This window comes from Intrasporangium zincisolvens, from assembly GCF_034724055.1.
GTDB lineage: Bacteria > Actinomycetota > Actinomycetes > Actinomycetales > Dermatophilaceae > Monashia > Monashia zincisolvens.
Window position 1 is genome coordinate 371,454 of sequence record NZ_JAWIIL010000004.1, and the last position, 22,678, is coordinate 394,131.

A 22,678-nucleotide genomic window follows, 5' to 3' on the forward strand; every position below is an offset into this window, starting at 1 on the left:
CGATTGCACACACCGCGACCGCCGGGTTCGATGGTGGGTATGCCCGTGGACCTCGGCCGCGGCCCGGGCCGAGTCGCCGTGGCGTGGCTCCTGGCCCTCTCCCTCATCTGCCTCGCCGCATGCGACCCCGGCCGCGCGGTGAGCAACCCCGCCGGCACGAGCCGGGCGACCACCGGTTCGCCGGCGGCACACCTCCGCGTGCTGCAGATGAACCTGTGCAACAGCGGGCGCGCTGCCTGCTACACCGGCGGGCGTGCAGTCAGCGTGGCGGCCGCGCTGGTCCAACAGCATCGGCCGGACATGATCAGCGTCAACGAAGTGTGCCGCGATGACCTTCGCCTGCTGAAGCAGGCGATGTCGGTCACTCGTCCCCATGCCGCGATCGGCTCAGCGTTCGCGTCCGCCCAGGACCCGAACAGCCGCTCCCCCGTTCTGTGCCAGAACGGCCAGGATTTCGGTGACGCCGTGCTCGTCGTGGTCCCCTCGTCGACCTCCAACGTCCGCAACGTCAGCGGCATCTACCCGATGCAAGACCCCGGCGATATGGAGGACCGCGTCTGGGCCTGCATCGAACTGCCCCAACTCTCTGCCTGCACCACGCACACGGCCAGCACGAGCGCGACCGTCGCGCTCGAGCAGTGCCGATACCTGCTCACGTCGGTGGCACCGGCAATCGGCCGCCGCACCGGCGGCGCACCGAACATTCTCGGCGCGGACCTCAACCTCCCGGCTCGCGGTTCGCCCAGCGCACTGGCATGCCTGCCCAGCGGCTACCAGCGCGCTGACGACGATGGCGTTCAGAACGTCATGGCGAGTCCGGGTACCGCGGTGCGATCTCGCACCGTTCTCGACATGCAGGGAACCACCGACCATCCCGGCCTGCTGGTCGACCTTGCCCTGCCCCGCCAGTGACAACGGCCGTATGTTCACTCCTGCCGTGTTCGCTGCAGACGGACCGGCCGGCCGCGACGGCGGCGTGACCCGTCACGGCCTTGATGGTCGAACCGGGCGGTGGTGGGTATGGCTGAGGGAGATCGTCGGCGCCCGCCCCTCGGGCGACCGACCCCCACACCTGGAGGCCACATGAAGAGACTGCTCATCGTCACCGCCGGCGCGGTCGGATTCCTCCTCGGCTCGCGGGCCGGTCGGGCGCCCTACGAGCAGTTCATGCGCGCGATCGGCCAGTTGAAGGACGATCCCCGCGTGCAGGCGAAGGCGCACCAGGGTGCCCAGCTCGTGCGCGAGCAGGCGCCGGTCGTGGCGGACAAGGTGGCCGATGCCGCCCGAACCGCGACCGACAAGGTCGCCTCGGCGGTCTCGGGGTCCAGCGACGCCGGCGCCGCGAACTCGCACGAGGACGACGCGGAGCTCCGCGTCGAGCAGGCCGTGCAGTTCCAGAAGGACCACGGGCCCAAGGGTCCGCTCCCCTGAGAGCTGCCACCCGGTCGGGGCGCCGGACTCAGGGGCCGACCCTGCGAGCGACGTGACGTCCATGACGCCGGCGGGGTCGGCGGGGCGTCGGCCGGACCTGGATCAGCGAACCTTCACCTTGACCGCGTCCCACCCGGCCTTGACCGCCGCGGCCTCGGTGCTCGCCGCGCCGTAGCGAGCACGGGCCGAACGGAGCGTCAGCGAGGCGAACTTCGCGAAGGTGGAGTGCGGCTTGAGTCTCGGGTCGACCAGCGTGTCGTACCAGATCTGCCCGGCCGCCTCCCAGGCGTTGCCGCCGATGCTCGTCGCGATGACGTAGAAGGCATGGTTGGGGATGCCCGAGTTGGTGTGGACGCCGCCGTTGTCGGACGTGGTGTGCACGTAGCCGCCCATGGTCGAGGGCTGGTTGTCGTACGGGTTCGCGGTGCCGGGCGCCTTCATCGACCTGAGCGCGGGGGCCAGCTGCGGGCCGACGATGTCGGCGCCGATGAGCCAGTCAGCGGCCGCTGCGTCCTGGCCGAGGTGGTACTGCTTGACGAGTGAGCCGAAGACGTCGGATACCGACTCGTTGAGCGCGCCCGACTGTCCGGAGTACAGCAGGTTGGCTTCGTGCTGGGTCACCCCGTGGGTGAGCTCGTGCCCGACGACGTCGGTGCCCTTGGTCGTGTCGGTGAGCATCTTGCCGTCGCCGTCGCCGAAGAACATGTGCCCGGCGCCGTCCCAGAAGGCGTTGTCGTAGTTGGTGCCGAAGTGGACGAGTCCCTCGATCTGCATGCCCTGGTCGTCGATCGAGTCGCGGTGGAAGATGTCCCAGTACAGCTTGTAGGTGTAGCCGAAGTTGTCGTACGCCTGGTTGACCGACCCGTCCGTGGCCGGCCCTTGACCTTCCGACCTGGCCAACGTCCCAAGCGTGCCTGCTGTCGAGTGGTTCTGGTCGTAGATGGCGCGGTTCGGGGTGCCGGCCCCGACGCGCGGGACCACGGCCCGTTCAGTGGCGAGGGTCCGAGCAGCGGTCTCTGCCCGGACGAGACGGAAGGTCTGGTCCAGCTGGAGCGTGTCGAGCAATGCCTGACGCTGCTCGGGATCGGCCTCGCGGGCAATGGCGGCCAGCAGGTCGGGCGGGACGATGCATGCGAGAGAGTGGCGGGGCATGAAGGACTCCAATCAGGGAGGAGGTTCCCCGTGGAGCGGTGCCGCCCCCGGAGCTGGACCACCAGTCAGAGGCCCCAAGAGCCCCCGCAGATACGTGGGCGCTCGAAGGGCCCTGCACCACAACGGTATTCCGCCGGGGCTGTTTCCGTCGGCGGATCCGGTGGTGTGTGGCTGGGGCGCCTGGCGCGATGTCTCGCCCAGCGGTCCGGTGACTGAGCCGCTCGACTCAGTGACGGTGTGCTGATCGGAGCCGAGGAGGGGTCAGGCAACCGGCCTGCGGCGTTGTGACGCAGGTGCCGCACCCTGGCCACGAAACCGCTAGAACGGCCGAAGGTGGCCGAAATCCCTCATGAAACGGGCATGCAAAGCCGCCGTACTGCGGTAGGACCGCGTGACACCATGACGATCGTGGGCAACGGCACGGGAACCGGGGATGACCCCGAACATCAGACGCCAGCTCCTGGAGGCGCGCGTTCCCATCGTGCCGAGGCGATGGCCGCGACCGCCGTGGCAGCGCTCGCCGTGTGCACGCCGCTACCGGCGGCGCGGAACGACCTGCCGTACGAGTGGGGCGGGCTGGTCCTCGTGGGCAACACTGTGCTCGTCGCGGCGGGGGTGCTCACTGCAGGCGGGCTGCTGCTTGCCTTGGGCCGTATTCGCCCCCTGGCCGCCGCCTTCTGCAAAGGGGCAGTCCTGGGCGTCCTTGTGGGCGGCCTGATCTGGGCCGTGCTGCTCATCCTCTGGCCCGGTACCAGTCCCATCTCGTAACGGATCGCTTGAACAGCCGCGAGCCCGCGCGCGAGGCCCAATGCTCGGCGCGGCAGCGGCGCTCGACGGGGTAGGCCCTGATGCCGGCGCTCGGGGCGTGCGGCACAGTGAAGGCTGCGGCAGACCACGGGGCTGGTGCCGTCAGAGGGAGAGACCGGGAGGAGGCGAGGCAGGTGCGCGAGGACGCGAGCGTGATGCACGTCGACGCCGACTCGTTCTTCGCCTCGGTGGAGACCCGGCACAAGCCGTCCCTGGCGCGCACCCCGGTTCTGGTCGGCGGGACCGGCCCGCGAGGGGTGGTCGCGACCGCGAACTACGAGGCGCGTGCCTTCGGGTGCCGGTCGGCGATGCCGATGTCCCAGGCGCGGATCCTGTGCCCGTCCGCGACCGTGCTCACGCCACGGTTCCCCGCGTACTCCGCACACAGCCTCCTCATCATGGACACGCTGCGGCAGCTGTCACCGCTGGTGCAGCCGGTCAGCCTCGACGAGGCGTTCGTCGACCTGGCCGCGGGCCCGTTCGCCGCCGACCCGGTCACCGCCGCTGACCTCGCACGCAGGCTCATCTACAACCGGTCCGGGCTGGTGGTCTCCGTCGGGCTGGGACGCTCGAAGCTGATCGCGAAGCTGGCCTCCGACGCGGACAAGCCACACGGGTTCACCGTCGTGCCCGGTGCGGGCGAGGACGACTTCCTCATGCCGAAACCGGTGGGCGCCTTGTGGGGTGTCGGCCCGGCCACGGAGGCGACGCTTCGCACGCTGGGCATCCGCACGGTCGCTGACCTGCGCGCGGCAGGTCGGGAGGACCTGGTGCGCGTCCTCGGGGACGCGGCGGGGTGGAACCTGTACCGGCTCGCGCGCGGGGATGACCCGCGCCCGGTCGTCGTGGAGCGCGAGGCCAAGAGTGTCGGCGCGGAACGGACCTTCGCCCAGGACCTGCTGCGCTGGGAGCTGCCGGGCGCGCTCGAGGACGTCTTGGCGCGGGCGCTGCGCCGGCTCGGGCGCCACGGCGGTGGCGCGCGGACGGTCACGGTCAAGGTCCGCCTGTCCGACTTCACCACGCTGACCCGCTCGGTGACGCTGGCCCACCCGACGGCCGAGGTCGCGCAACTGCGCGAAGCGGCCGGCGCCGCTCTCACCGCGGCGAAACCGGTCGAGCCGGTACGCCTGCTCGGTGTGTCCCTGTCCGGGCTGACCCACTGGGCCCAGCTGCGTCTGCCGCAGGACGAGGCCGGTGGCGCTGCTGCCGATGTCCTCAACGCCTTGGACGTCCTCGCGGGGGCACCCTCCGCCACCGCGGCCTCGGACTCCCCGGCTCCGACGATGGACGAGAACCGCACCCCCGATTACGCGGCCCTCGAGGGCGCCGTGGGCCTGCTCCCCGTCGACGACCTGCTCGACGACGCGGATGAGGAGCGGCTGCCGACACCGCTGACGCCGCACACCGTCGGGGTCGGGCTGGACGTCTCGCACCCGGACCACGGTGCGGGCTGGGTGGTGCGGGCCGAGGACGGCGTGGTCACGGTCCGGTTCGAAGGCCCGGACACCCCGCCAGGGCCAGAGCGCAGGTTCGACATCCGTCGCGAGCTGCTGATGCGGGTGGACCCGCCGGAGCCGTGCCCTCCACCACGCCTGACATCGCTGGCGAACCTGGGTGAGGTCGAGCAGCTCACCGCGATGCTGCTGCCGAACGAGGCCGCTCCCCCGGCCTCGTGACGGTCCACTCCCACACCAGCCGGCCCACCGCGGGGTGCCGCCCCAACGGTGGGCGAACGGGCCTGAGGCTGAGGTTCGTTCGTTCGCTGTGTCCGATCACGCCTCCGGTCGCGAGGTTCACGTGGTCGCGTGGCGACGGGGTGACGCGCGTCAGTGCCCGTCGCTCGGTTGGCGACGTTGAGCTGCGGGTGAGCGATGGCCGCCGGACCACGAAGGATCTCACGACGAGATTGGACGTGATCGATGGCCGTCGGGTGGACGATAGGGGTGACCGCCGCGCACCAGGAGTCGAGATGACATCGCACCGCGAGACGAAGACTCGGTTGAACCTCGTCAGGCTGATCCGCCTCACCACGGCGGCCCTCGCGGTCGCGGCTGTCGTCAAAGAGCTGCGAACGCCCGCCCAGCAGCGCCACTGGCACGGCTCGCTCGGTTTCGTCCCCTATGACCTTCGAATGCCCACGTTTGCTCGGATCAAGGAGCGGATGTGGAACCCGGACAACGCGCAGGTCATCAGTCCGCGGGTGTTCGGCGTCGGCTGGACGGTGAACATCGGCCGGGTGGTGGAGCTTGCCCGCCACCGGGACGCTGCCGGCTGAGCCTGCAGGCCTTGCCTCGAGGGTGCTGTGCGCCACCTTGCCTCGAGGCCTGGTCACCAGTGCCAACATTCGAGCTGCTCGGCCCTGGGTGCGGGTGACGGCCGCAGGACGGCTGGTGCGGATAGAGTCATTGCTCGCCGACCATCGTCGATAGGCAACGCATGTTCGCGTCCATCGCGGCCACGGAGGCGGAGAAGGCCACACCACGTCCCGGCGACGAGCTGATCACCCCGGCCGACGTGGTCATGGACCGCGCCTTTACGCTGCCCGCCCCACCGTTGCAGGTGTGGCCTTGGCTGGCCCAGCTGGGCAAGAGGCGCGCCGGGTGGTACCTGCCCGCCGGCCTCGAACGGTTCCTACCGGCCACCAGGCGAGCAGCATGGGAGATTCACGACCGATGGCAGCACCTGCAGGTCGGTGACACCATCCCCGACTACGGCGGCAAGAACGAAACCTTCCGGCTCGCCCACATCGAACCACCAACCGCAATCGTCTACACCTCGCAGCGCGGCGCCACCACGGTCACCTGGTCCATCACTCTGGAACCGGCCGGCGCCGGCACCCGAGTGTTCCTCCGACTGAGAATGGCCCCCGTCCGCCGTAGATGGCTGGCCGAGACAGCCGGGGAGCTCGTCGACGTCCTGACCATCGCTGCCATGGCCACAGGCCTGCGGCAACGCCTGGGCGCCCGATCCATCTGACTCGCGCTGGGCATTCCCAACGGGCCACGGGCACGTGGGCGTTCGACCGCGACCTCCCCTCTAGGGCTTCCGCGGCGATGCAACGCACCGCCTGCCGAAGGCGCCAGTTGCCGGAGAAGCCGGTGAAGCACAGATGCGATGGCTCGTCGTCGGTGAAGGCCACGATGTACGCGCCCGACCAACTCGCCCGGTATGGGTTGATGCCCCTCTCTCCGTTCGGTGGCCGCGCCAGTGGCCCAGGATCCGCATCCTACGAATATCTCCGTGCCCGGCAGCGAATTGGCGCGGCTTCAGGATCCAAGGGTCGTTGGGTCCGAGAGGCCGTGTAGTCGGGGACGCAGATGTGCGCGTGCATGGGTGGTTCGGCGGCACCGGGAGGGTTGGGCGTTCTCCCGGGCGCGGGTGCATGCAGGTGATAGAAGTGCCCTTGCGTAGCTCGAGGTTCGGCGGATGGTTTCTCGCCAGGGTTCGAATGGGTACTGGCGGCTCGGTGCCGTGGCGCCTGGCCGACGACCAAGGTGTCCTGCTCGAGCGGCCCGACACAACAAACGACGAGCCACAGGGGGACTCGTGCCCAACTCACGCCTGATCACCGCGTCCTTGGCGGCCGCCGTGCTGGTCGGTGGCCCCTTGACGCTCTGGGCCATACGGGACGACGACGTGACCTGGCATTCAGGCACGGCCGTGATCGCGCGGGATCCGGCGACGGCCATGTTCTTCGTGCCGAACCGGTCGGTCGAAGATGCCGTGACCTACGGGGCTCAGGGCGCCGTCGCTCGCTGGGTCGACGGCAACGGCAACGTTCAGTCCGGTGGGTGGCCGACGTGCTTGGCCCGGCCAGCCGAGCCGAACCTGGCCGATCCCCAGGAGATGCCAGTTCGTTTCGGCACCGTCGACGTCGACGAGGACCTTGGCGGTGGCCCCATGGTCGTAGTGGTCGACTGTCGGGGATGAGCCGCGAGTGTTGGCCAGCGCGGTTCGCACTTCGGGACGTTGGTCATTGAGGGGCGTACACAACGCAGCAGTCCTGACGCCGGTCATCGCCAGTGTGGACGCTTGCCGCCTCGATCGAGGGTCCGTGACCTAACCGGATCTGCCGACGCCCGGACGGCAGCCGGGGCAGAATTTAGGGACTCGCTCGCAAGGAGACCGTCATGGCACGAGATCGAGCACACGAGGCCGTCATCGCCAACGTGGACCTCTTCCGGGACCTGTCGAAGGGGCAGCTGAAGCGGTTGGCCAGCGCAGCCAGCGAGGTCTCACACCCGCCGGGGAAGGCGGTTGCGATGGAGGGCCGCGGTGCGTTGGCCTTCCACCTCATCATCGAGGGGTCGGCAACGGTCAGCAAGGACGGTCGTGAGGTGCGCACCCTCGGCCCGGGTGACTACTTCGGCGAGATCAGCATGATCGACGGGCGACCCCGATCCGCGACCGTCACCGCACTCGAGGCCCTGAGGTTGATGGCCATTCCCCACCAAGACTTCGAGGCGGTGCTCGACCAGGATCCCGAGGTCGCCCGGCACCTTCTCAAAACCCTCTGCGCGAGGCTGCGCGAGGCTGAGGCGAGAGCCTCCGGCTGATCTCGGTGCGGACCCAGGAGCAGCGTCCAAGATCCGTCGCGCGGGCGCTCAGAAGTCGGCACGTGGCGAAGTGACGCGTCCCCGTACTCCTTGCCGTGGGCGCAGGCCTTGGGCGCGCTGGCAGAAGAGGGCCCAACGGCTCTGGTCCTTCCAGTGAGGGGCAGCGACCATCGCATGCATGTTGATCGCTGAGGATCTGCTGCTCCTGCTCACCGATGACGACACGGGAAGGCTCGTCGCGTCCGGGTCCATGGTGGACATCGCGCTCGGGGGCGCCCTGCTGGTCGAACTCGCGCTCGCCCACCGCATCGGGGTGGACGACTCCGACGGTGGAAACCGTCATGGCCGCATCGTCGTACGCGACGGCTCTCTCATCGGCGACGACGTCCTGGACCAGGCACTGGCGACGGTCACGCGCAAGGAGGGCAAGAAGACCCAGTCAGTCGTGACCGCGTTGGCCAAGGGCACCCGTGTCCGGCTGTACGGGCGCCTTGTGGACGCAGGTGAGCTGCGAGCCGAGAGCGGGCGCGTGCTCGGCATCATCCCCGCCCGCCGGTGGCCGTCCCAGGACGTCGACCACGAGACAGGCGTCCATGGTGAGCTCGTCGCTGCCCTACAAAGAGGCACCGCGACCGACGCGCGAACCGGCGCGCTGATCGCGTTGCTGTCCGCGCTCAGGGCGGTCCACACCGTCGTGGACCCAGTGGAGGTGGGTCTCTCCAAGCGAGAGCTGAAGGAACGCGCGGGCCGGATCGCCGAGGGCGACTGGGCGGCCGACGCCGTCCGGTCGGCCATCGACAGCCTGATGGCGGCCGTCGTCGCGGCGAGCGCATCGGCTGCCGTCGCCGCCGGCAGTGGTTCCTGATCAGCGACATGGCGCAGCGCTCGACCACGTCTGAGACACGCGGTCATGCCGCGCGAAAGACGGCTTGCCGCGTGAGGCGCTGAGTGGCCCCACTGGGCGGATACCACTGTCCGGCAACAGGGTCGGCGCGTCGTGTGGGACTACACGGCAGAGTGCGCCGCGGGGGTTTTGTTGGTCGCCCTGCTGGGGCTGGCGCCTCTGATCAGGAGCCACAGTGCGAGGCCCAGCTCGGCGACGAATCCCAGTGCCCACGCCGGGTAGCTGATCGCAGAGTGGTCAGGGGCGAGGAACACCTGGAGGAACCACACGAGCACTCCGACGCCATCGAGCAGGAGGAGCCAGCCGAGCAGGCGTGGGAGGAATCCTGAGCGCAGTACCAGCCAGCCGAGGGGAAAGAGCCAGGCGGAGAAGAACAGCTGGGCCGTGACGAACCCGTTCTGGTAGGTGGCGACCGAGATGGCAGCTGTGCCGTCGAACGTTGGTGCCGCCGTCGAGCTCCCTTGCTGTGCCAAGACCGAGAGCAGCGGCAGGTAGCTCGCGCACTGCACGGCCACCCCGATCGCGTTGAGGACCAGAAACAGGAGCGCGATCGCCTCGTTGACCGGGCGGAGAAGCACGTACAGGGCCCACGCCGTGAGCGCGAAGAACAGGCCCGATCCGATCGCCGCCACGAGCCCGAGCCGGAACAAGGTCTCCTCGCCGGCGATCGCCGCCCTCAGCGTGTTCGCGTCGCTCAGACCGATGCGGCCCAACAGGCTGGCGATGACGTTCAGGAAGATGTACGTCAGGTAGAGGCCACCGGCCAATCGGGCAACCTCACGGTGTCCCACCCGGGGTTCGTCGATGCGTGTCATGTCTTGCCTTCCTTCTCCCCGCGGCCCTTCCTCTCGCGGCCGACGGGACGGTCGTGGCGTTTGGTCCCGACATCCGTGACCAGCCCAGGAACGCGATGGGTGCGATGAACCCCTGCCACAGCCCCAACCAGAGCCTCAGCCAGAACCCCACCGAGTTGGTGCCCTCGGCGCGCGGATTCGCCGCGGCAGTGCGGCCCGCCAGCACCAGCGCCGAAGAGCTGAGCCCGAACGCGACAAGCAGCCTGCCCGTCCCCTCAGAGGCGTGAGTCCGCCGCCACGTCGAAGCGGCCGTCCTGCGCCTCGATCCCCGCATACCGACGCGTCGCGCCGGCCGCGTCCTGTCCTGATCTCCAATCTGCCACCGGACACGCGGCCCCGGGCGGGGATGTGACCGGACGAGCATCGCCTCCTTCACGACAGCCAGCGGACATACCGAACGCATGCCGAACGGGGGCAGGTCGGCATGAGGAAGCTACGCCTCGAGAGGGACTCAGCCCGCGAGGGCAGCGCAGAAGGCGTCCAGCCCGCGGCTCGTCCCCACCTCGGGCACGACGACGAACGAGAGGTCGGACGCGAGGTTGTCGACTCGCCCGGCAGAGAAGAAGGTCAAGCCGTCGGGCAGCGGGACCTTCTCCAGAATGCCCGCCGTGGTCTGCTTCACGATGTTGCCCTGCAGGTCACGCTCGCCGGTGAAGTGGTAGCTGTACGGATACGACGTCAGGCTGACGCCGTTGGCCGTGAACGTGTCCACCTCGCGGGCGCTCACTTGGAACAGCGTCCCGTTGGCGGTCTGACGGAACGAGATCGTGGCCTGCCGGGACAGATGAGCCCCGATGGGGAACCCACAGATGTCGGTGGTCACGAGGTCGTCGGAGTCGGCGACATGGATGACGGTGGCGTTCGGCTCTGCGGTCGCCGCCGCTGGGGCGCCCAGCAGCAGTGCCAGGGCAGCGCCACTGACGGTGAGTGTGCGAGCGGGGTGCGTGGTCGAGCTGTGCGTGCGCATGTCCACCTCCATGGACAGGTCGCGCTCGACGGCTCCAGATCGGGCACCGGCGTGCGCGGCGCTTCGGGAACTCCCCCAACCAGCCAGCGTAGGCCGGACAGCCGAGTCTCTCAGCGGAATGAGCTGACCGGCAACCGCATCCCCAGCCGTCCCCACGTGTGTTCCCGGCAACGTGACGCAGGCACTCAAGCCTTGTCGGTCGCCCCACCTGGATGGTCGTGGCCTGCCGGATGGGGAGCGTCGCCTGGTTACCTTCAACTCCTCTGGGGCAGAGCAGATTTCGCGCATACTCTCCCGGGTCGTGTGGCACAACTCACCACCCTGGACTCGTTGAGCGAACTTTCGGTGAACGCCACGCAAGATCGCCGTCCCGGCCTTGGTGTGTCCGATTCGGGCCATTAGCGTCGAGCGAGTGAAAATGACGCGACGACAGCTCCTCGGCACCGCGGCGGCAGCAGGCGGATCCCTCGCGCTCTACGGCGGCTCGTCGGTGCTGGGCTCCCAGCAGGCCGAGGCTGCCACCGGCCTACCGGCCCCCGGTGCGTCGGGCATCGACCACGTCGTGGTCGTGATGATGGAGAACCGCTCCTTCGACCACTTCATGGGCTGGCTGCCCGGAGCGAACGGCAAGCAGGCCGGGCTGAGCTATGTCGACCGCTACGGCGTCAGCCGCTCGACCCACCACCTCACGCAGTTCGCCAGCTGCGGCCACGACGACCCGGACCACTCGCAGGAGGGTGGCCTCATCCAGCTCAACGGCGGCCGCGCCGACGGCTGGCTGCGGGCCGGCGAGGACGACCTGCTGCCGATCGGGTACTACCAGCAGCCCGACCTCGCCTTCCTCGGTCAGGCCGCGCCCGCGTGGACCGTCTGCGACAGCTACTTCTCGGCGGTCATGGCCGAGACCTACCCGAACCGGTTCTACATGCACGCGGCGCAGACCGACCGGATCCACAACTCGACGACCACCTCGACGCTGCCGACGATCTGGGACCGGCTCGCCGCCGCCGGACGGACCGGCCGCTACTACTACTCCGATATCCCGTTCGTCGCGCTGTGGGGCACGAAGTACCTGCCGATCTCCAAGCCGTTCGCGACGTTCCTATCGGACGCCGCGACCGGGACGCTGCCGGACGTGTCCTTCATCGACCCGAGGTTCGAGGACGAGAGCTCGGGCTCGTCGAGCGATGACCACCCGCACGCGGACATCCGGGCCGGGGAGCAGTTCCTCAACCAGGTCTACCAGGCCGTGACCACGAGCCCGAACTGGTCGCGGACCCTGTTGATCGTCAACTTCGACGAATGGGGCGGCTTCTACGACCACGTCGCCCCGGGCACGGCCCCCGACAGCGGCGGCAGCACCGCGCTACGCGGCTTCCGCGTCCCGGCGCTCGTCGTCTCTCCCCGGGCCCGGCGCGGCTTCGTCGCGCACAACACCTACGACCACACCTCGATCCTGAAGGCGATCGAGTGGCGCTGGGGCCTCGCGCCGCTCACGCCTCGTGACTCGGGCGCGCGCAACATCGCCGAGGTCCTCGACTTCTCGTCTGCGCCAAAGCTCAGCGCGCCCAGATTCACGGTGCCGCCGTTCACCGCGACCGCCTGCACGCCGGAGGTCGTGACCGGCCCCGAGCAGTCCGAGTGGCCGGCCCTCAAAACCAAAGCGATCGCCGACGGATGGAGCCTCCCGTGACCCGCCTCTCCCACCGCCTGCGCCAAGCCCCCCGGTCGGTGCTCGGCGCCCTCGCGACGATGGCCCTGCTCGTCGTGGGCATCACCGTGTCCATCCCGAGCGGTGCCGCCACCAGCACGGCGGCATACGTCCCCCCGATCAAGCACGTCTTCGTCATCAACATCGAGAACAAGGGCTACGACAAGACCTGGGGAGCCGGCTCCGCCGCGCCGTACCTCTCGCAGACCCTCCGGTCCCAGGGCGTCCTGCTCAACACCTACTACGGCACCGCACACAACTCCCAGCCCAACTACGTCGCCCAGATCTCCGGTCAGGGGCCCAATGCCCAGATGCAGGGCGACTGCCAGGTCTACTCCCAGTTCGCCGGCACCGGCACGACCGCTCCCGGCCAGGCTGTCGGCAACGGCTGTGTCTTCCCGAGCTCGGTGCCCAACCTGACCGACCAGCTGGCCGCGCAGAAGCTGACGTGGAAGGGCTACATGGAAGACATGGCCACGCCCTGCCAGCACCCGGCCATCGACACCGTCGACCCGACGCAGAAGGCCACCGTGGGCAACCAGTACGCCGTGCGGCACAACCCCTTCATGTACTTCTCCTCCGTCACCGGCTCACCCACCTGCGCCCAGCACGTCGTGGGTCTTGATGCGCTCACCACAGACCTGGCCTCGACGACCACGACGCCGAACCTCAGCTACATCACGCCGAACCTGTGCCACGACGGCCACGACTCACCGTGTGTCGACGGCCAGCCGGGCGGGCTGACCAGCGTCGACGAGTGGATGAAGGTCTGGGTGCCCAAGATCCTCAACTCCCCCGCCTACAAGGCCGACGGGATGCTCGTCATCACGTCCGACGAGTCCGACGGCCCCCAGACCGATGCCACGGCCTGCTGCAACGAAGGTCCCGGACCCAACGCCGCACTGCCCGGCATCAGCGGTCCCGGCGGCGGACGCATCGGCGCCCTCGTGCTCTCCCCCTACGTCAAGCCGAACACCTGGAGCACCACCAGCTACAACCACTACTCGCTGCTGGCCTCCATCGAGGACGTCTTCCGGCTGCCCTACCTCGGCTACGCGCAGACCGCCGGCCTCAACCGGTTCGGCCTCGACGTCTACAACAGCGGCTGGAACCAACATTGACACTCCGCCGGCGGTATCCCCGGTTCTGTCAGACTCGAGTGCATGGGTTGGCTGGAGTCGCTGAGGCCCAGTCCCGGTGACACGGAGCGGCGCACGCCGTCGGCGCTGGGGGCCGCTGGTCGCGAGCATCCCGGGCCGATTGGCCGAGTCGTGCTTGACATCGCGCTCGAAGGTCTCGAACCGATCCGGTCGGCGGTCCAGGTCGCCGAGGCCGCGGTGCGTGATTCCGAAGATTCCGAGGAGGCCATCGAGGCGCTGGTGCGCGATCACCTAGCTCTCGGCGCCGTGGGTGGTTTCTTCACGGGCGTCGGCGGCTACGTGACGCTGCCCGTCGCGCTCCCGATGAATCTTGCGGAGTTCTACGTCATCGCCACGCGCATGGTCGGGGCCATCGCGGTAGTCCGAGGCTACGACCTGCGCCAGCCGGAGGTGCGCACCGCGGTGCTGCTGACCCTCGTCGCCTCGCGCTCGGACGAGGTGCTTGCCAAGGAAGGCTTCGGAGCCGGCACGCTGTCGCGGATCGGGCTGCGCCGAATGCCGCCGGGCGCATTGATGCTCGTCAACAAGGCCATCTTCTTCCGCCTGCTGCGGCGCGTGAACAAGCGGCTCTTCTGGACCCTCGGCCGCGGTGCGCCGCTCCTGGGCGGGGGCGCTGGCGCCGCGGTTGACTGCTGGATGATGGCGCGCATCGCCGGACAGGCCCTGGTGGAGTTTCCGCGTCGGGTCGCGAATGCCCAGTGAATGTCGGGAGTTGAGAGCGCGAGCGAGTCATCCTGCCTTGGCCGCACGCACCGCGTCGGGTGTGGTGCCGGTCCACGAGCGGAAGGCCCGGTAAAAGGAGTTCGTGTCGTCGTAGCCGAGGAGGTAGGCGATGTCGTGCGGCCGGAGGTCAGGTCGGTCGAGGTACTGGCGGGCGAGGTACTCGCGCGTGGTGGCGAGGACGGACTGGTAGGTGGTCCCCTCCTCTCGCAGCTGCCGTTGCAGCGTGCGGGGGCTCGTGGACAGCCGGTGTGTCACGGCACTGATCGAGGGGTCCCCGGCGGGCAAGGTCTCGTGGAGGACGGACCGCACGCGCGCTGCGACGGTGGCGCTCGCGTCGAGATCGGCCAGGCGGGTGCGCAAGTCGGGTGCCAGGACCCTCCACAGCATCTCGTTCTCCGTGAGGAAGGGGCGACGCGCGTCTGCCGCTGAGAACGTCACCGCGTGTTCGCGCCCTCGTCGGACCCGAGCACCGAGATAGGCCTCGACACCGCCCACGTCGCGTGGGAGATGCGGCACCGTCACACGTGAGGGCCGAACGTGGTGGCGCGTGGCGGTCCGGGCCAACGCCACCCAGAAGACGAGCTCGGAGATGGTCAGCAGGGGTGGCGGGGCCAGGGCACCCGGCCACACGTACCGGATGACGAGCGTCTCGTCGGTCTGGTCGACGTCGAGGGCCAGCGGACCCACGAGCGGCTTGTAGGTCGCCACCCGGTCGGCGGCGACGGCGAGGTTCGGACTGGCGAGGGCCGCGAGGATCGGTGGGCTGAACGCCTCGGGCGAGATGGCCTGGCCCACGTCGACGGCCAGGTCGCGCTGCCCGGCCTCGGCCTCCAGCGCGGACCACAGGGCGAAGTACTCGGCAGGAGTCAGCAGAGCAGCCGATCGCCCAGCGGTCGCGTCGGGCAGGCCGGCGCGCCGTAGGACCCGATGCCACGAGATCCGTAGGTCGCTGACGAACACCTTGAATCCGGGGTCGAGAGAGAACCGCGTTGCCGTCATCACAGCACCGTAGGGCGGTGAGCCAGCGCAGCACCTGCAGATCACGCCATTGAACTCGCCCATCGCGCCGGGAACCAGGAGTAGTGCGTTGATGCACCAGGACGCTCAACGTGGCGCGACCTGCATGTGACGAGGCGCGATCGGAATCCAGCAACAACTAGACGCGCCCTACCGTCGAAGGCGACCCGATCACCCAAGACAGGAGCACCTCATGACCACCCGAGTCGCACTCGTCACCGGAGGCTCGTCAGGCATCGGCGAGGCCACCGCCCGTGAGCTCGTCGCTGCCGGCATGACCGTCTACGCGGCCGCGCGCCGCGTCGAGCGGATGCAGCCTCTGACCGAGATCGGCGTCCACGCCCTCGCGATGGACGTCACCGACGACGCCTCCATGCAGGCGGGTGTCGATCGCATCCTCGCCGAGCAGGGCCGTCTCGACGTCCTCGTCAACAACGCCGGCTACGGCTCGTACGGCGCGCTCGAGGACGTCCCGATGGACGAGGCCCGGGCCCAGATGGAGGTCAACGTCTTCGGCGCCGTCCGGCTCACCCAGCTGGTCCTGCCCCAGATGCGCGCCCAGCACTCGGGGACGATCGTCAACGTCACCTCGATGGGCGGCAAGATCACCACACCACTCGGCGGCTGGTACCACGCGACGAAGTACGCCCTCGAGGCGATCAGCGACTGCCTCCGGATGGAGGTCGCCCCGTTCGGCATCGACGTCGTCGTCATCGAGCCCGGCGGCGTCCACACCGAGTGGAGCGGCATCGCGGCCGACAAGGTCCGCGCCGTCTCCGGCACCGGCCCCTACGCAGCCCAGGGAAACGCCGTCGCCGACTCCCTCGCATCGGAGTCCAACGCCCGACGCTCCTCCCCTCCCGAGCTCATCGGGCGCACCATCCGTCGCGCCGTCACCGCCCGACGTCCACGAACCCGCTACGCCGTCGGCTTCGGCGCCAAGCCCATGATCACCGCCCACGCCCTTCTGCCCGACCGCACCTACGACGCCATGATGCGCAAAGTTGTTGGCGTTCCCACCTCATGATGTCGACGTCCACGCACGTGACGCGCATGGGAAGGTCGGCTGGCGGCGGAGTGCTGCGCCACGCCGCGCGCCTGCACCGGGTCAGGGCCAGACCTGACGCCACAAAGAACAGCTGAGGGCCCTGCTCGGTAAGAGTTGTGAGCTATCGCCTCCCATCCAGCGGTCGACGTGCCGGGATCCGCGTGACCTGACCGGTCTAACGCGCGTTGGTTGTGCATGGACGACGAGCAGGCGCACGACGATGAGAACGAGCTGCTCGACGCGTGGATATCCGCGCGCGTGGCCTACGACGAGGTGCTCGAACGGCTGTTCCTCCCGACGGATCGCATGTTGCGACAGCGCCCGGACAAGGAACTGGTCGAAGAGGCATCTCGTGCGCGCGCGTTGGAAGAGGTGGCCAGGCGCAGGTACTACGCGAGCCGTGGAATGAGCGACGATCCCGGCTTCAGGTGAGCCCCTGTTGCACGTCTGGGCGCGCGTCTTTCGGGAATGGCAATCGGGGCTGCACCAGCACATCTGCCGGCTCCTCGAAGGTGGGCAGCGACACGCCCAGCGCCCTGGCCCGCGTCGCCGTGCGCTGCAGTTGCTCGGCGGCTCCTCGGGTCGCGTCCTCCAGATCGCCGTCATTCCCTGCCATGCCGAGCGGTGGCCTGTTCGAGCCCTGGTCGTCGTGGCCCCTGAGGACTGGCAGATTCTGCTCGCCGCAAGGCCTTGAGGACGAGCCGGACGACGATTCCCATTGCTCTGGATGAGAAGGCGCGCCTCGCGGCGAAGTAACGCTGGTGCAGGTCCCGCTGCGGGGTTCGTTGTCTCGCGGGCCAGGCCAGATAGCGGGCGGTAGCGGTCCAGCACTTCTGCTCGAGACTTGTGGAAGCCTCTGAAGCATGGCAGATGCCTTGGCTATCAAGATGAGGCGAGTCCGTGAGCGGCGCACCTGGCCGTTCGGTCAGATGCTGGCCGAGTACGAGATCGTCATTGTCGACGGCGACACTGAGATCTACTCCGGCAGGACAACGAGCCCCTCAACGGTGCTCGTCGCCAAGGGCGCGGTCCACACGACCGACTCCTGGGACTGGGTCAATGCCGCGGATTCCGTCTACGCGCCCGACCAGGAGTCGTGGGTTTCTAGTCCGCTCTGGGGGGACTCTTTCAACTAGGCCTCCACAATCTGCCGTGGATCGCGTGAGGGCGTGGACAACCCTCAGGTGCCGTCTACCAACGGATCGGCAGCGACGACCCGACAGGCCTGGCATCGCCACGGCTCAAGAAGGGCGCATCGCGGCGAAGTGGCGCGGGCCCCAAACCCCTCGACACTGGCTCGGACGGGCCCTTGGTCGACCGAATGTGCTGATGCGTGCCAGTCGTGTTCGGGCGTCGTGCGGCGCCCGAGGTCTCCCCTGCAGCTCGTGTGGCTGCATAAAACACGCATGTGTGGACTCATAGCCCGCTACCGTCGATCTGACGGACCGAAGTTCGTACCGGATGAGGTGTTCGCATGGCGCAGACCGACTGCCCCGCCGGGGACAACGGCGTCTGTAGTTACCCGGACAGAGTCCTGCTCGTGACGGACGGCCAGCTCTCCGTTGTGACCGCGTCCGTTGCTGAAGCCTCCCTTCGCGGCTTCGAACCGAGGTTCGTTGACGAGCTCGAGTGGATGTCCGGGGAACGGTACGACGAAGTGATCGACCTTGTCCTCGACTCTCTGCGGGCGCAGAGTCCCCGCGATAACCCGTTTCGAAGCATTGGAAGTGCTGCGGATCTCCAAGATCAGGTTCGCGAGATCGAGTCGCATGTACCGGCAAATTCCGGCGTGATAGTCACCTGTTCCTGCGGGCATACGTGGGTCACCGGGTCATGAGTACTGAAGATCCAGGCAAGCCCGCGGTGTCCCTGCGGCCGCTGCAGTTCGACGAGCAGGTCTACGTCAAAGCGTTCCCAGATGCGATCAGCAAGGCCATCGAGGCGTCGGACGACGCATGCGGCACCATCCTGACCGCTTCCTTCTCCATCGCGACGGCGTACGGAGCCGCAATCGCACTGGTGACCCCGAAGGACGCGCAGTCACCTGCCGTGACTCTTACCCCGTTCATCATTCTGGCGCTGGCGGTAGTCGTAGCGATGATCGGCAAGGCCGCCGGAGTCAGCCTCAAGAGGGTCGAGACCGTTGAGCAGGCAAGAGCAAGCATCAAAAACGCGGTATGGACCAAGCGGATCGCGAGCTGGGTCGCCATTGTCTTGCTTGCTGCCGGCATGGTGGTAGCGGGTGCCGTTGTTTACGCCACGTTTGGAACCGCCTCAACTTGATCGGCGCTGCTCCGTCCGAGACCCAACACAGATCGGGCGATGACGCTTGGCCGGCTGGGATGGCCGTTGCTTCGGCTGCGGCAGCAGTAGCGGCGATGCTGAAGCTCCCATCGCGTGTACTGGTGGGTCGCCTCGCGGCGAACTGACGCAGGTGGAGGACGGCTGCGGTCGTCTGACTCTGCCGCTCGTCGGACCTTGTGGGTCGTCGGGGCCTGGTCGCTGGGCTACATACGCTTGGCGCCGTCCCGGACCGCCTCCCGGATGCGGGTGTACGTGCCGCACCGGCACACGTTGCGGATCCCGTCGAGGTCGGCGTCGGTGATCTGGCGGCCCTCGGCCCGGACCTTGCGGACGAGTGCGACCGCCGCCATGATCTGCCCGGGCTGGCAGTAGCCGCACTGGGCCACGTCTCGATCGAGCCAGGCCTCCTGCATCGGGTGAAGGTCGGCGCCGACGGTGTCGGGCAGGCCTTCGATCGTCGTGATCTCGTCGTCGGGGCCGATGTCCTTGACCTGGACCGAGCAGGGGTTGAACGCCTTGCCGTTGATGTGCGACGTGCAGGCTTTGCAGACGTTGATCCCGCAGCCGTACTTGGGTCCGGTGATGCCGAGCACGTCGCGCAGGACCCAGAGGAGCCGGACGTCGTCGGCGACGTCGACGGTGACGGGCTCGCCGTTGACCCTGAAGGTGTGCTGTGCCATCGGGTGCTCCTCAGTAGGTGTGGGCCAGGCCGTCGGTGGGCGACGCCGGCACCGGGGGGACGAAGGTCTTGGGGGTGAACGACACGGTGCCGTGGTTGATCGGGAACCGTGTCGGGACGGTGCCGGTCGCCCGGGCGTACGCGCAGGCCGTGGCTGCGACCGTGGCCGCGACGCCGGCCTCCCCTGCGCCACCGGGCAGCTGCGCGTCGGAGGGCATGACGATGCATTCGAAGCTCGGTGGCACGTTCCACTGGCGCGTGTAGAAGTAGTTGTCCCAGCTCGCCTCGAGGAAGTGACCGTCCTGGAGGTGGTTGCTGCTCGTCAGCGCGAGCGCGATGCCATCGGACACCCCGCCCATCATCTGCGCCTCGAGGCCGCGTGGGTTGACGACGAGGCCGGCATCGATGGCGATGACGGCCTTCGTGACCCGCGGGCCGGTGACCGCGTCCCGGACCTGCCGGTTCACCGTCTCGGGCCGGCAGTCGATCTCGACGAGGACCGCCGTGGCGCCCTTGTACTCCGAGTGGATCGCGATGCCCTGCGCTGTGCCGGCCTGCATGGACCGACCCCACTGGCCGGCCTCGGCGACCTTGCGCAGGCAGGCCTTGACGCGCTCGTTGCGCAGGAAGCTGAGGCGGAAGGCGAGGGGGTCCTTGCCCAGCCTCTTCGCGAGCTGGTCGATGAAGAGCTCGTTGGCGCAGGCGACGTCGGGTGAGTAGATGTTGCGCATGCTGCCGGTGTTGAAGCCCATGTCGACCTCGTCGAGCAGCTGGGTCACGACCCCGAAGTTGTAGGGCAGCTCCTGGGTCAGGGTGAAGATCGACTCGGCGAGACCGAGGTTGCCCAGCCCGGCGGGCAGCTCCGACGCGAGGGCCGTCAGCCGTTCGCCGAGGCCGTGCGAGAAGTCGGTCTTGATGCTCGTGTGCCGCTGCTCGAAGGTCAGCACCTCCCCGGCGAGCAGCGTCGCCCGAATCCTCGAGGTGGCCATCGGGTGCGTCCGGCCCTGTCGGGGCTCGTCGGCCCGGTGCCACATGAGCTTGACGGGCTTGCCCATCGCCTTGGAGATCTTGGCGGCCTCGATGGCGGCGTCACCGAAGAGCTTGTGCCCGAAGGACCCTCCGCCGGTGACGACGTTCACGGTGACCTTGCCGATCGGGAGGCCGACGGCCTTGGCGATGTTGCGCTGGGCGACGATCGGCGCCTTGAGGCCGGCCCAGACGGTGGCCCGGTCGTCGCGGACGTCGGCGATGGCGCAGTTCGGCTCGAGCGCAGCGCTGCTGCGGAACATGAACTCGAAGCGCATGTCGACGGTCTGGGTCAGCAGCGGCACCTTGGGCACGGCCATCGGCAGCTCGGCGGCCTTGAGGCGTCGGAGCACCGAGTCGTCGGACTCGCCCTCGACCGGCCCGCCGGCCCACGTGACGCGCAGCGCGCGCACGGCGTCGATGCACTGGCCGAAGGTCTCGGCCCGCACCGCGACGCCGGTGTCGACGACGACGACGTCGGTGACGCCGGGCATCCCCTGCACGGCCACGAGGTTGTCGACGCTGCGTGGCGAGCCGTTGAGCGTCGGGGGTCGGCAGACCATCGTCGGCAGCGCGTCGGGCACGTCGAGGTCCATCGTGAACTGCTTGCGGCCGGTCACGGCGTCGAGCGCGTCGACCCGGTTCCGTGGGGTGCCGACCACCTCGAACGAAGTGGTCGGGGCGAGCTCGACGTCGACGGCCGTCGTCGTGGACGTGGCCGCGAGAACCGACAGCTCGGCGTACGTCCGGTGGCTGCCGTCGGGGGCCGTCACGACGCCGCCCTTGGCCACGAGTGACGACACCGTTGCACCGAGAGCCGTTGCGGCGGCGCGCAGGAGGGCTCCCTTGGCGATGGCGGCCGCGACCCGGATAGGCGTGAACATCGACTGCATCGTGTTGGAGCCGCCGGTGAGCTGGTTGAAGACCAACTCGGGACGAGCGGGGGCGAGCGTGACTCGGACATCCTCGACGTGCATCGCCAGCTCCTCGGCGATGATCATGGCGGCGGCCGTCGTGATGCCCTGCCCCACCTCCATGCGGGGAATGGCGAAGTGGGCGGTGCCCGTGTCGTCGACGGTGATGCGGATGAGCTGGGAGGTCGGCAGCGCCGCGTGGGTCTGCAGGTCGCCGAGGTCGTAGAGCTCTGGCACCTGCGGGGAGCTCGGGACCGCCGCGGCGGCCTCCTCGGCTCCTCCGACCTCGGCTGCGACGGTGAGCGTGGCACCCGCCACGACGAATCCGATGAACCTCCTGCGGGAGACCCCGCGTGCTGGTGGGTCCGATGCTCGTCCGCTGCTCTCGGCGTGCGACTGGCCAGAGGTTGTCGTCATCGACAGAGGTCCCATCTCGGAAGGACCACGTGCGGCCGGAGTGCCGGGGTGGTGGCGAGCTGCACGTGGGGGCGCGTCCGTGGTTCGCCACAAAGGCGCCTCCGGATTGCCCTGCCCCAACGAGCAGGGGATGCGGAACGTCACGGCAGCTGGACGGACCGGCCCGTACAGGTGATTTCCCGTCACGATTCTCGAGCGAATGAAGCGAGGCAATCTCACGCCTGCTGCACTGAGGCACTCCCCTGGGCGCAGAAGGACGTCTTGCCGTGCCGCACGTGACGCGCTCGGCAGGCGGCGAATAGACGCATCATGTGGAGGTCACGCTGCTCCTAGGCAACGAAGGTGCGGTGCAGCAGGTCGGCCAGCCACGTCTCGAAGCGCTGGGCCGACCAGCCCTCCTCGGTGACCAGGCGGTAGTAGGCGTCGGGGGGGAGCGTGAACAGCAGGTCGGCTAGCTCCTTCTCCTCGCGGCGCAGTGCAGTCTTGGAGGCGATGTCTGCGGCGATCGCGGCGGTGCCCTCGCGCCGCTGGCGCTTGGTCTGGGCCCACAGAGTGGCGGCATCCGTGTCCACGGCGGCGGCCGTCTCCAACGCGCGGAGCAGGGCAGCCACCCGACCCACGATCATGGCTATGTTCCTTGCGTGCAGGGTGATGGCGCGCTCAGGGTCGGGTTCGTTGATCGCCTCGAGGTACCAGGATCGGTCGGCGACGGTCACAGGTGCATCGTCTCCGGCCATGGCACGGTCGATCACCGCCTTGAGGACCGCGGGCTTGGACCCGACGGCGTTGAAGACCGTCGGGCGGGCCACGCCGGCCGCTGCAGCGATGTCATCGATGGTGGTGGCCAGGTAGCCGCGGGTCGAAAAGAGTTCGCGTGCTGCGGCACACACCAGCCCAGGGGCGTCGCCGCGCCGGATCTTCGAGTGGTAGCTGCGCCTCTTGACGGTGGTCACGGTCGGAATGATACTGGGATCTATTCAAATAGGTGCCACGCCTATTCGATGGGAG

Annotated in this window: 25 protein-coding genes; 17 read left to right on the forward strand and 8 right to left on the reverse strand. The window is 68.7% G+C overall.

Annotated features, from left to right (window positions below; translation table 11 throughout):
• Positions 1 to 39: 39 nt before the first annotated feature.
• The gene (locus RY076_RS14000; protein ID WP_323099095.1) at positions 40 to 912 is read left to right on the forward strand and encodes a hypothetical protein; all 873 of its coding nucleotides are present in this window, start codon (positions 40 to 42) and stop codon (positions 910 to 912) included.
• A 171-nt stretch (positions 913 to 1,083) separates the two neighbouring features.
• Positions 1,084 to 1,431 carry a YtxH domain-containing protein gene (locus tag RY076_RS14005; RefSeq protein WP_323099098.1) on the forward strand — a complete coding sequence of 116 codons (348 nt, stop codon included), beginning with the start codon at positions 1,084 to 1,086 and terminating at the stop codon, positions 1,429 to 1,431.
• 102 nt (positions 1,432 to 1,533) lie between these two features.
• Here RY076_RS14005 and RY076_RS14010 read toward each other — a convergent pair whose 3' ends face one another.
• A complete protein-coding gene (locus RY076_RS14010; protein ID WP_323099100.1) occupies positions 1,534 to 2,583 on the reverse strand; it encodes a M4 family metallopeptidase in 1,050 nt (349 codons plus the stop codon).
• A gap of 399 nt (positions 2,584 to 2,982) precedes the next feature.
• Here RY076_RS14010 and RY076_RS14015 point away from each other — a divergent pair, with 399 nt between their 5' ends.
• From RY076_RS14015 to RY076_RS14045, 7 genes are all read left to right on the forward strand, one after another.
• Complete coding sequence (locus tag RY076_RS14015; RefSeq protein WP_323099103.1) at positions 2,983 to 3,351, forward strand: hypothetical protein; 369 nt, start codon at positions 2,983 to 2,985, stop codon at positions 3,349 to 3,351.
• An 80-nt stretch (positions 3,352 to 3,431) separates the two neighbouring features.
• A complete protein-coding gene (locus tag RY076_RS14020; RefSeq protein ID WP_413785777.1) occupies positions 3,432 to 5,066 on the forward strand; it encodes a DNA polymerase IV in 1,635 nt (544 codons plus the stop codon).
• Between the two features lie 293 nt (positions 5,067 to 5,359).
• Complete coding sequence (locus RY076_RS14025) at positions 5,360 to 5,665, forward strand: DUF5808 domain-containing protein (RefSeq protein WP_323099108.1); 306 nt, start codon at positions 5,360 to 5,362, stop codon at positions 5,663 to 5,665.
• Between the two features lie 161 nt (positions 5,666 to 5,826).
• Positions 5,827 to 6,366, forward strand: a complete 540-nt coding sequence (locus tag RY076_RS14030; protein WP_323099110.1) for an SRPBCC family protein — start codon at positions 5,827 to 5,829, stop codon at positions 6,364 to 6,366.
• A 570-nt stretch (positions 6,367 to 6,936) separates the two neighbouring features.
• Entirely contained in the window at positions 6,937 to 7,320 is a 384-nt protein-coding gene (locus tag RY076_RS14035; RefSeq protein WP_323099111.1) for a hypothetical protein, read from the forward strand.
• A 200-nt stretch (positions 7,321 to 7,520) separates the two neighbouring features.
• Positions 7,521 to 7,946: a Crp/Fnr family transcriptional regulator gene (locus RY076_RS14040; protein WP_323099113.1), complete on the forward strand. Its 426-nt coding sequence runs from the start codon at positions 7,521 to 7,523 to the stop codon at positions 7,944 to 7,946.
• Between the two features lie 178 nt (positions 7,947 to 8,124).
• Positions 8,125 to 8,811: a GOLPH3/VPS74 family protein gene (locus RY076_RS14045; RefSeq protein WP_323099115.1), complete on the forward strand. Its 687-nt coding sequence runs from the start codon at positions 8,125 to 8,127 to the stop codon at positions 8,809 to 8,811.
• Between the two features lie 140 nt (positions 8,812 to 8,951).
• Here the strand turns inward: RY076_RS14045 and RY076_RS14050 are convergent, their stop codons facing one another.
• Together RY076_RS14050 and RY076_RS14055 are read right to left on the reverse strand one after the other, a co-directional pair.
• Entirely contained in the window at positions 8,952 to 9,665 is a 714-nt protein-coding gene (locus tag RY076_RS14050; protein WP_323099117.1) for a DUF4386 domain-containing protein, read from the reverse strand.
• A gap of 490 nt (positions 9,666 to 10,155) precedes the next feature.
• A complete protein-coding gene (locus RY076_RS14055; RefSeq protein ID WP_323099119.1) occupies positions 10,156 to 10,671 on the reverse strand; it encodes a hypothetical protein in 516 nt (171 codons plus the stop codon).
• Between the two features lie 418 nt (positions 10,672 to 11,089).
• Here RY076_RS14055 and RY076_RS14060 point away from each other — a divergent pair, with 418 nt between their 5' ends.
• The 3 genes from RY076_RS14060 to RY076_RS14070 are packed head-to-tail and all read left to right on the forward strand — an operon-like array spanning position 11,090 to position 14,244.
• Positions 11,090 to 12,364, forward strand: a complete 1,275-nt coding sequence (locus RY076_RS14060; RefSeq protein ID WP_323099121.1) for an alkaline phosphatase family protein — start codon at positions 11,090 to 11,092, stop codon at positions 12,362 to 12,364.
• On the forward strand, positions 12,361 to 13,503 hold the full coding sequence (locus RY076_RS14065) for an alkaline phosphatase family protein (protein ID WP_323099122.1): 1,143 nt from the start codon (positions 12,361 to 12,363) through the stop codon (positions 13,501 to 13,503). Before RY076_RS14060 ends, RY076_RS14065 begins: the two co-directional genes overlap by 4 nt.
• A gap of 42 nt (positions 13,504 to 13,545) precedes the next feature.
• Positions 13,546 to 14,244, forward strand: a complete 699-nt coding sequence (locus RY076_RS14070) for a hypothetical protein (protein WP_323099124.1) — start codon at positions 13,546 to 13,548, stop codon at positions 14,242 to 14,244.
• A gap of 27 nt (positions 14,245 to 14,271) precedes the next feature.
• Here RY076_RS14070 and RY076_RS14075 read toward each other — a convergent pair whose 3' ends face one another.
• Positions 14,272 to 15,264 (reverse strand): AraC family transcriptional regulator, encoded by a 993-nt coding sequence (locus tag RY076_RS14075; RefSeq protein WP_323099125.1) that lies wholly within the window; start codon positions 15,262 to 15,264, stop codon positions 14,272 to 14,274.
• Positions 15,265 to 15,475: 211 nt separating this feature from the next.
• On the opposite strand from RY076_RS14075, the gene RY076_RS14080 reads away from it, so the two are divergent.
• On the forward strand, positions 15,476 to 16,309 hold the full coding sequence (locus tag RY076_RS14080; protein ID WP_323099127.1) for an oxidoreductase: 834 nt from the start codon (positions 15,476 to 15,478) through the stop codon (positions 16,307 to 16,309).
• A 216-nt stretch (positions 16,310 to 16,525) separates the two neighbouring features.
• Entirely contained in the window at positions 16,526 to 16,762 is a 237-nt protein-coding gene (locus RY076_RS14085) for a hypothetical protein (protein WP_323099129.1), read from the forward strand.
• On the opposite strand, the gene RY076_RS14090 is transcribed toward RY076_RS14085, so the two are convergent.
• On the reverse strand, positions 16,755 to 16,946 hold the full coding sequence (locus RY076_RS14090; protein WP_323099130.1) for a hypothetical protein: 192 nt from the start codon (positions 16,944 to 16,946) through the stop codon (positions 16,755 to 16,757). The two genes, RY076_RS14085 and RY076_RS14090, sit on opposite strands and share 8 nt — an antisense overlap.
• Before the next feature lie 271 nt (positions 16,947 to 17,217).
• Here RY076_RS14090 and RY076_RS14095 point away from each other — a divergent pair, with 271 nt between their 5' ends.
• The 3 genes from RY076_RS14095 to RY076_RS14105 all read left to right on the forward strand — a co-directional run bounded on the left by RY076_RS14095 (position 17,218) and on the right by RY076_RS14105 (position 18,613).
• Positions 17,218 to 17,466 carry a hypothetical protein gene (locus tag RY076_RS14095; RefSeq protein WP_323099133.1) on the forward strand — a complete coding sequence of 83 codons (249 nt, stop codon included), beginning with the start codon at positions 17,218 to 17,220 and terminating at the stop codon, positions 17,464 to 17,466.
• A 338-nt stretch (positions 17,467 to 17,804) separates the two neighbouring features.
• A complete protein-coding gene (locus RY076_RS14100; protein WP_323099134.1) occupies positions 17,805 to 18,167 on the forward strand; it encodes a hypothetical protein in 363 nt (120 codons plus the stop codon).
• On the forward strand, positions 18,164 to 18,613 hold the full coding sequence (locus RY076_RS14105; RefSeq protein ID WP_323099136.1) for a hypothetical protein: 450 nt from the start codon (positions 18,164 to 18,166) through the stop codon (positions 18,611 to 18,613). Before RY076_RS14100 ends, RY076_RS14105 begins: the two co-directional genes overlap by 4 nt.
• Before the next feature lie 224 nt (positions 18,614 to 18,837).
• Here RY076_RS14105 and RY076_RS14110 read toward each other — a convergent pair whose 3' ends face one another.
• The 3 genes from RY076_RS14110 to RY076_RS14120 all read right to left on the reverse strand — a co-directional run bounded on the left by RY076_RS14110 (position 18,838) and on the right by RY076_RS14120 (position 22,623).
• Positions 18,838 to 19,314 (reverse strand): (2Fe-2S)-binding protein, encoded by a 477-nt coding sequence (locus tag RY076_RS14110; protein ID WP_323099138.1) that lies wholly within the window; start codon positions 19,312 to 19,314, stop codon positions 18,838 to 18,840.
• Between the two features lie 10 nt (positions 19,315 to 19,324).
• Complete coding sequence (locus tag RY076_RS14115; RefSeq protein ID WP_323099140.1) at positions 19,325 to 21,571, reverse strand: molybdopterin cofactor-binding domain-containing protein; 2,247 nt, start codon at positions 21,569 to 21,571, stop codon at positions 19,325 to 19,327.
• A gap of 428 nt (positions 21,572 to 21,999) precedes the next feature.
• On the reverse strand, positions 22,000 to 22,623 hold the full coding sequence (locus RY076_RS14120) for a TetR/AcrR family transcriptional regulator (RefSeq protein WP_323099142.1): 624 nt from the start codon (positions 22,621 to 22,623) through the stop codon (positions 22,000 to 22,002).
• Positions 22,624 to 22,678 lie beyond the last annotated feature (55 nt).

Bases quoted from the DNA above. Each gene is read 5' to 3' on its own strand.
- RY076_RS14000 (WP_323099095.1), top strand. From the start codon at position 40: ATGCCCGTGGACCTCGGCCGCGGCCCGGGCCGAGTCGCCGTGGCGTGG.
- RY076_RS14005 (WP_323099098.1), top strand. From the start codon at position 1,084: ATGAAGAGACTGCTCATCGTCACCGCCGGCGCGGTCGGATTCCTCCTC.
- RY076_RS14010 (WP_323099100.1), bottom strand. From the start codon at position 2,583: ATGCCCCGCCACTCTCTCGCATGCATCGTCCCGCCCGACCTGCTGGCC.
- RY076_RS14015 (WP_323099103.1), top strand. From the start codon at position 2,983: ATGACGATCGTGGGCAACGGCACGGGAACCGGGGATGACCCCGAACAT.
- RY076_RS14020 (WP_413785777.1), top strand. From the start codon at position 3,432: ATGCCGGCGCTCGGGGCGTGCGGCACAGTGAAGGCTGCGGCAGACCAC.
- RY076_RS14025 (WP_323099108.1), top strand. From the start codon at position 5,360: ATGACATCGCACCGCGAGACGAAGACTCGGTTGAACCTCGTCAGGCTG.
- RY076_RS14030 (WP_323099110.1), top strand. From the start codon at position 5,827: ATGTTCGCGTCCATCGCGGCCACGGAGGCGGAGAAGGCCACACCACGT.
- RY076_RS14040 (WP_323099113.1), top strand. From the start codon at position 7,521: ATGGCACGAGATCGAGCACACGAGGCCGTCATCGCCAACGTGGACCTC.
- RY076_RS14045 (WP_323099115.1), top strand. From the start codon at position 8,125: ATGTTGATCGCTGAGGATCTGCTGCTCCTGCTCACCGATGACGACACG.
- RY076_RS14050 (WP_323099117.1), bottom strand. From the start codon at position 9,665: ATGACACGCATCGACGAACCCCGGGTGGGACACCGTGAGGTTGCCCGA.
- RY076_RS14055 (WP_323099119.1), bottom strand. From the start codon at position 10,671: ATGCGCACGCACAGCTCGACCACGCACCCCGCTCGCACACTCACCGTC.
- RY076_RS14060 (WP_323099121.1), top strand. From the start codon at position 11,090: ATGACGCGACGACAGCTCCTCGGCACCGCGGCGGCAGCAGGCGGATCC.
- RY076_RS14070 (WP_323099124.1), top strand. From the start codon at position 13,546: ATGGGTTGGCTGGAGTCGCTGAGGCCCAGTCCCGGTGACACGGAGCGG.
- RY076_RS14075 (WP_323099125.1), bottom strand. From the start codon at position 15,264: ATGACGGCAACGCGGTTCTCTCTCGACCCCGGATTCAAGGTGTTCGTC.
- RY076_RS14080 (WP_323099127.1), top strand. From the start codon at position 15,476: ATGACCACCCGAGTCGCACTCGTCACCGGAGGCTCGTCAGGCATCGGC.
- RY076_RS14085 (WP_323099129.1), top strand. From the start codon at position 16,526: ATGGACGACGAGCAGGCGCACGACGATGAGAACGAGCTGCTCGACGCG.
- RY076_RS14090 (WP_323099130.1), bottom strand. From the start codon at position 16,946: ATGGCAGGGAATGACGGCGATCTGGAGGACGCGACCCGAGGAGCCGCC.
- RY076_RS14095 (WP_323099133.1), top strand. From the start codon at position 17,218: ATGAGGCGAGTCCGTGAGCGGCGCACCTGGCCGTTCGGTCAGATGCTG.
- RY076_RS14100 (WP_323099134.1), top strand. From the start codon at position 17,805: ATGGCGCAGACCGACTGCCCCGCCGGGGACAACGGCGTCTGTAGTTAC.
- RY076_RS14105 (WP_323099136.1), top strand. From the start codon at position 18,164: ATGAGTACTGAAGATCCAGGCAAGCCCGCGGTGTCCCTGCGGCCGCTG.
- RY076_RS14110 (WP_323099138.1), bottom strand. From the start codon at position 19,314: ATGGCACAGCACACCTTCAGGGTCAACGGCGAGCCCGTCACCGTCGAC.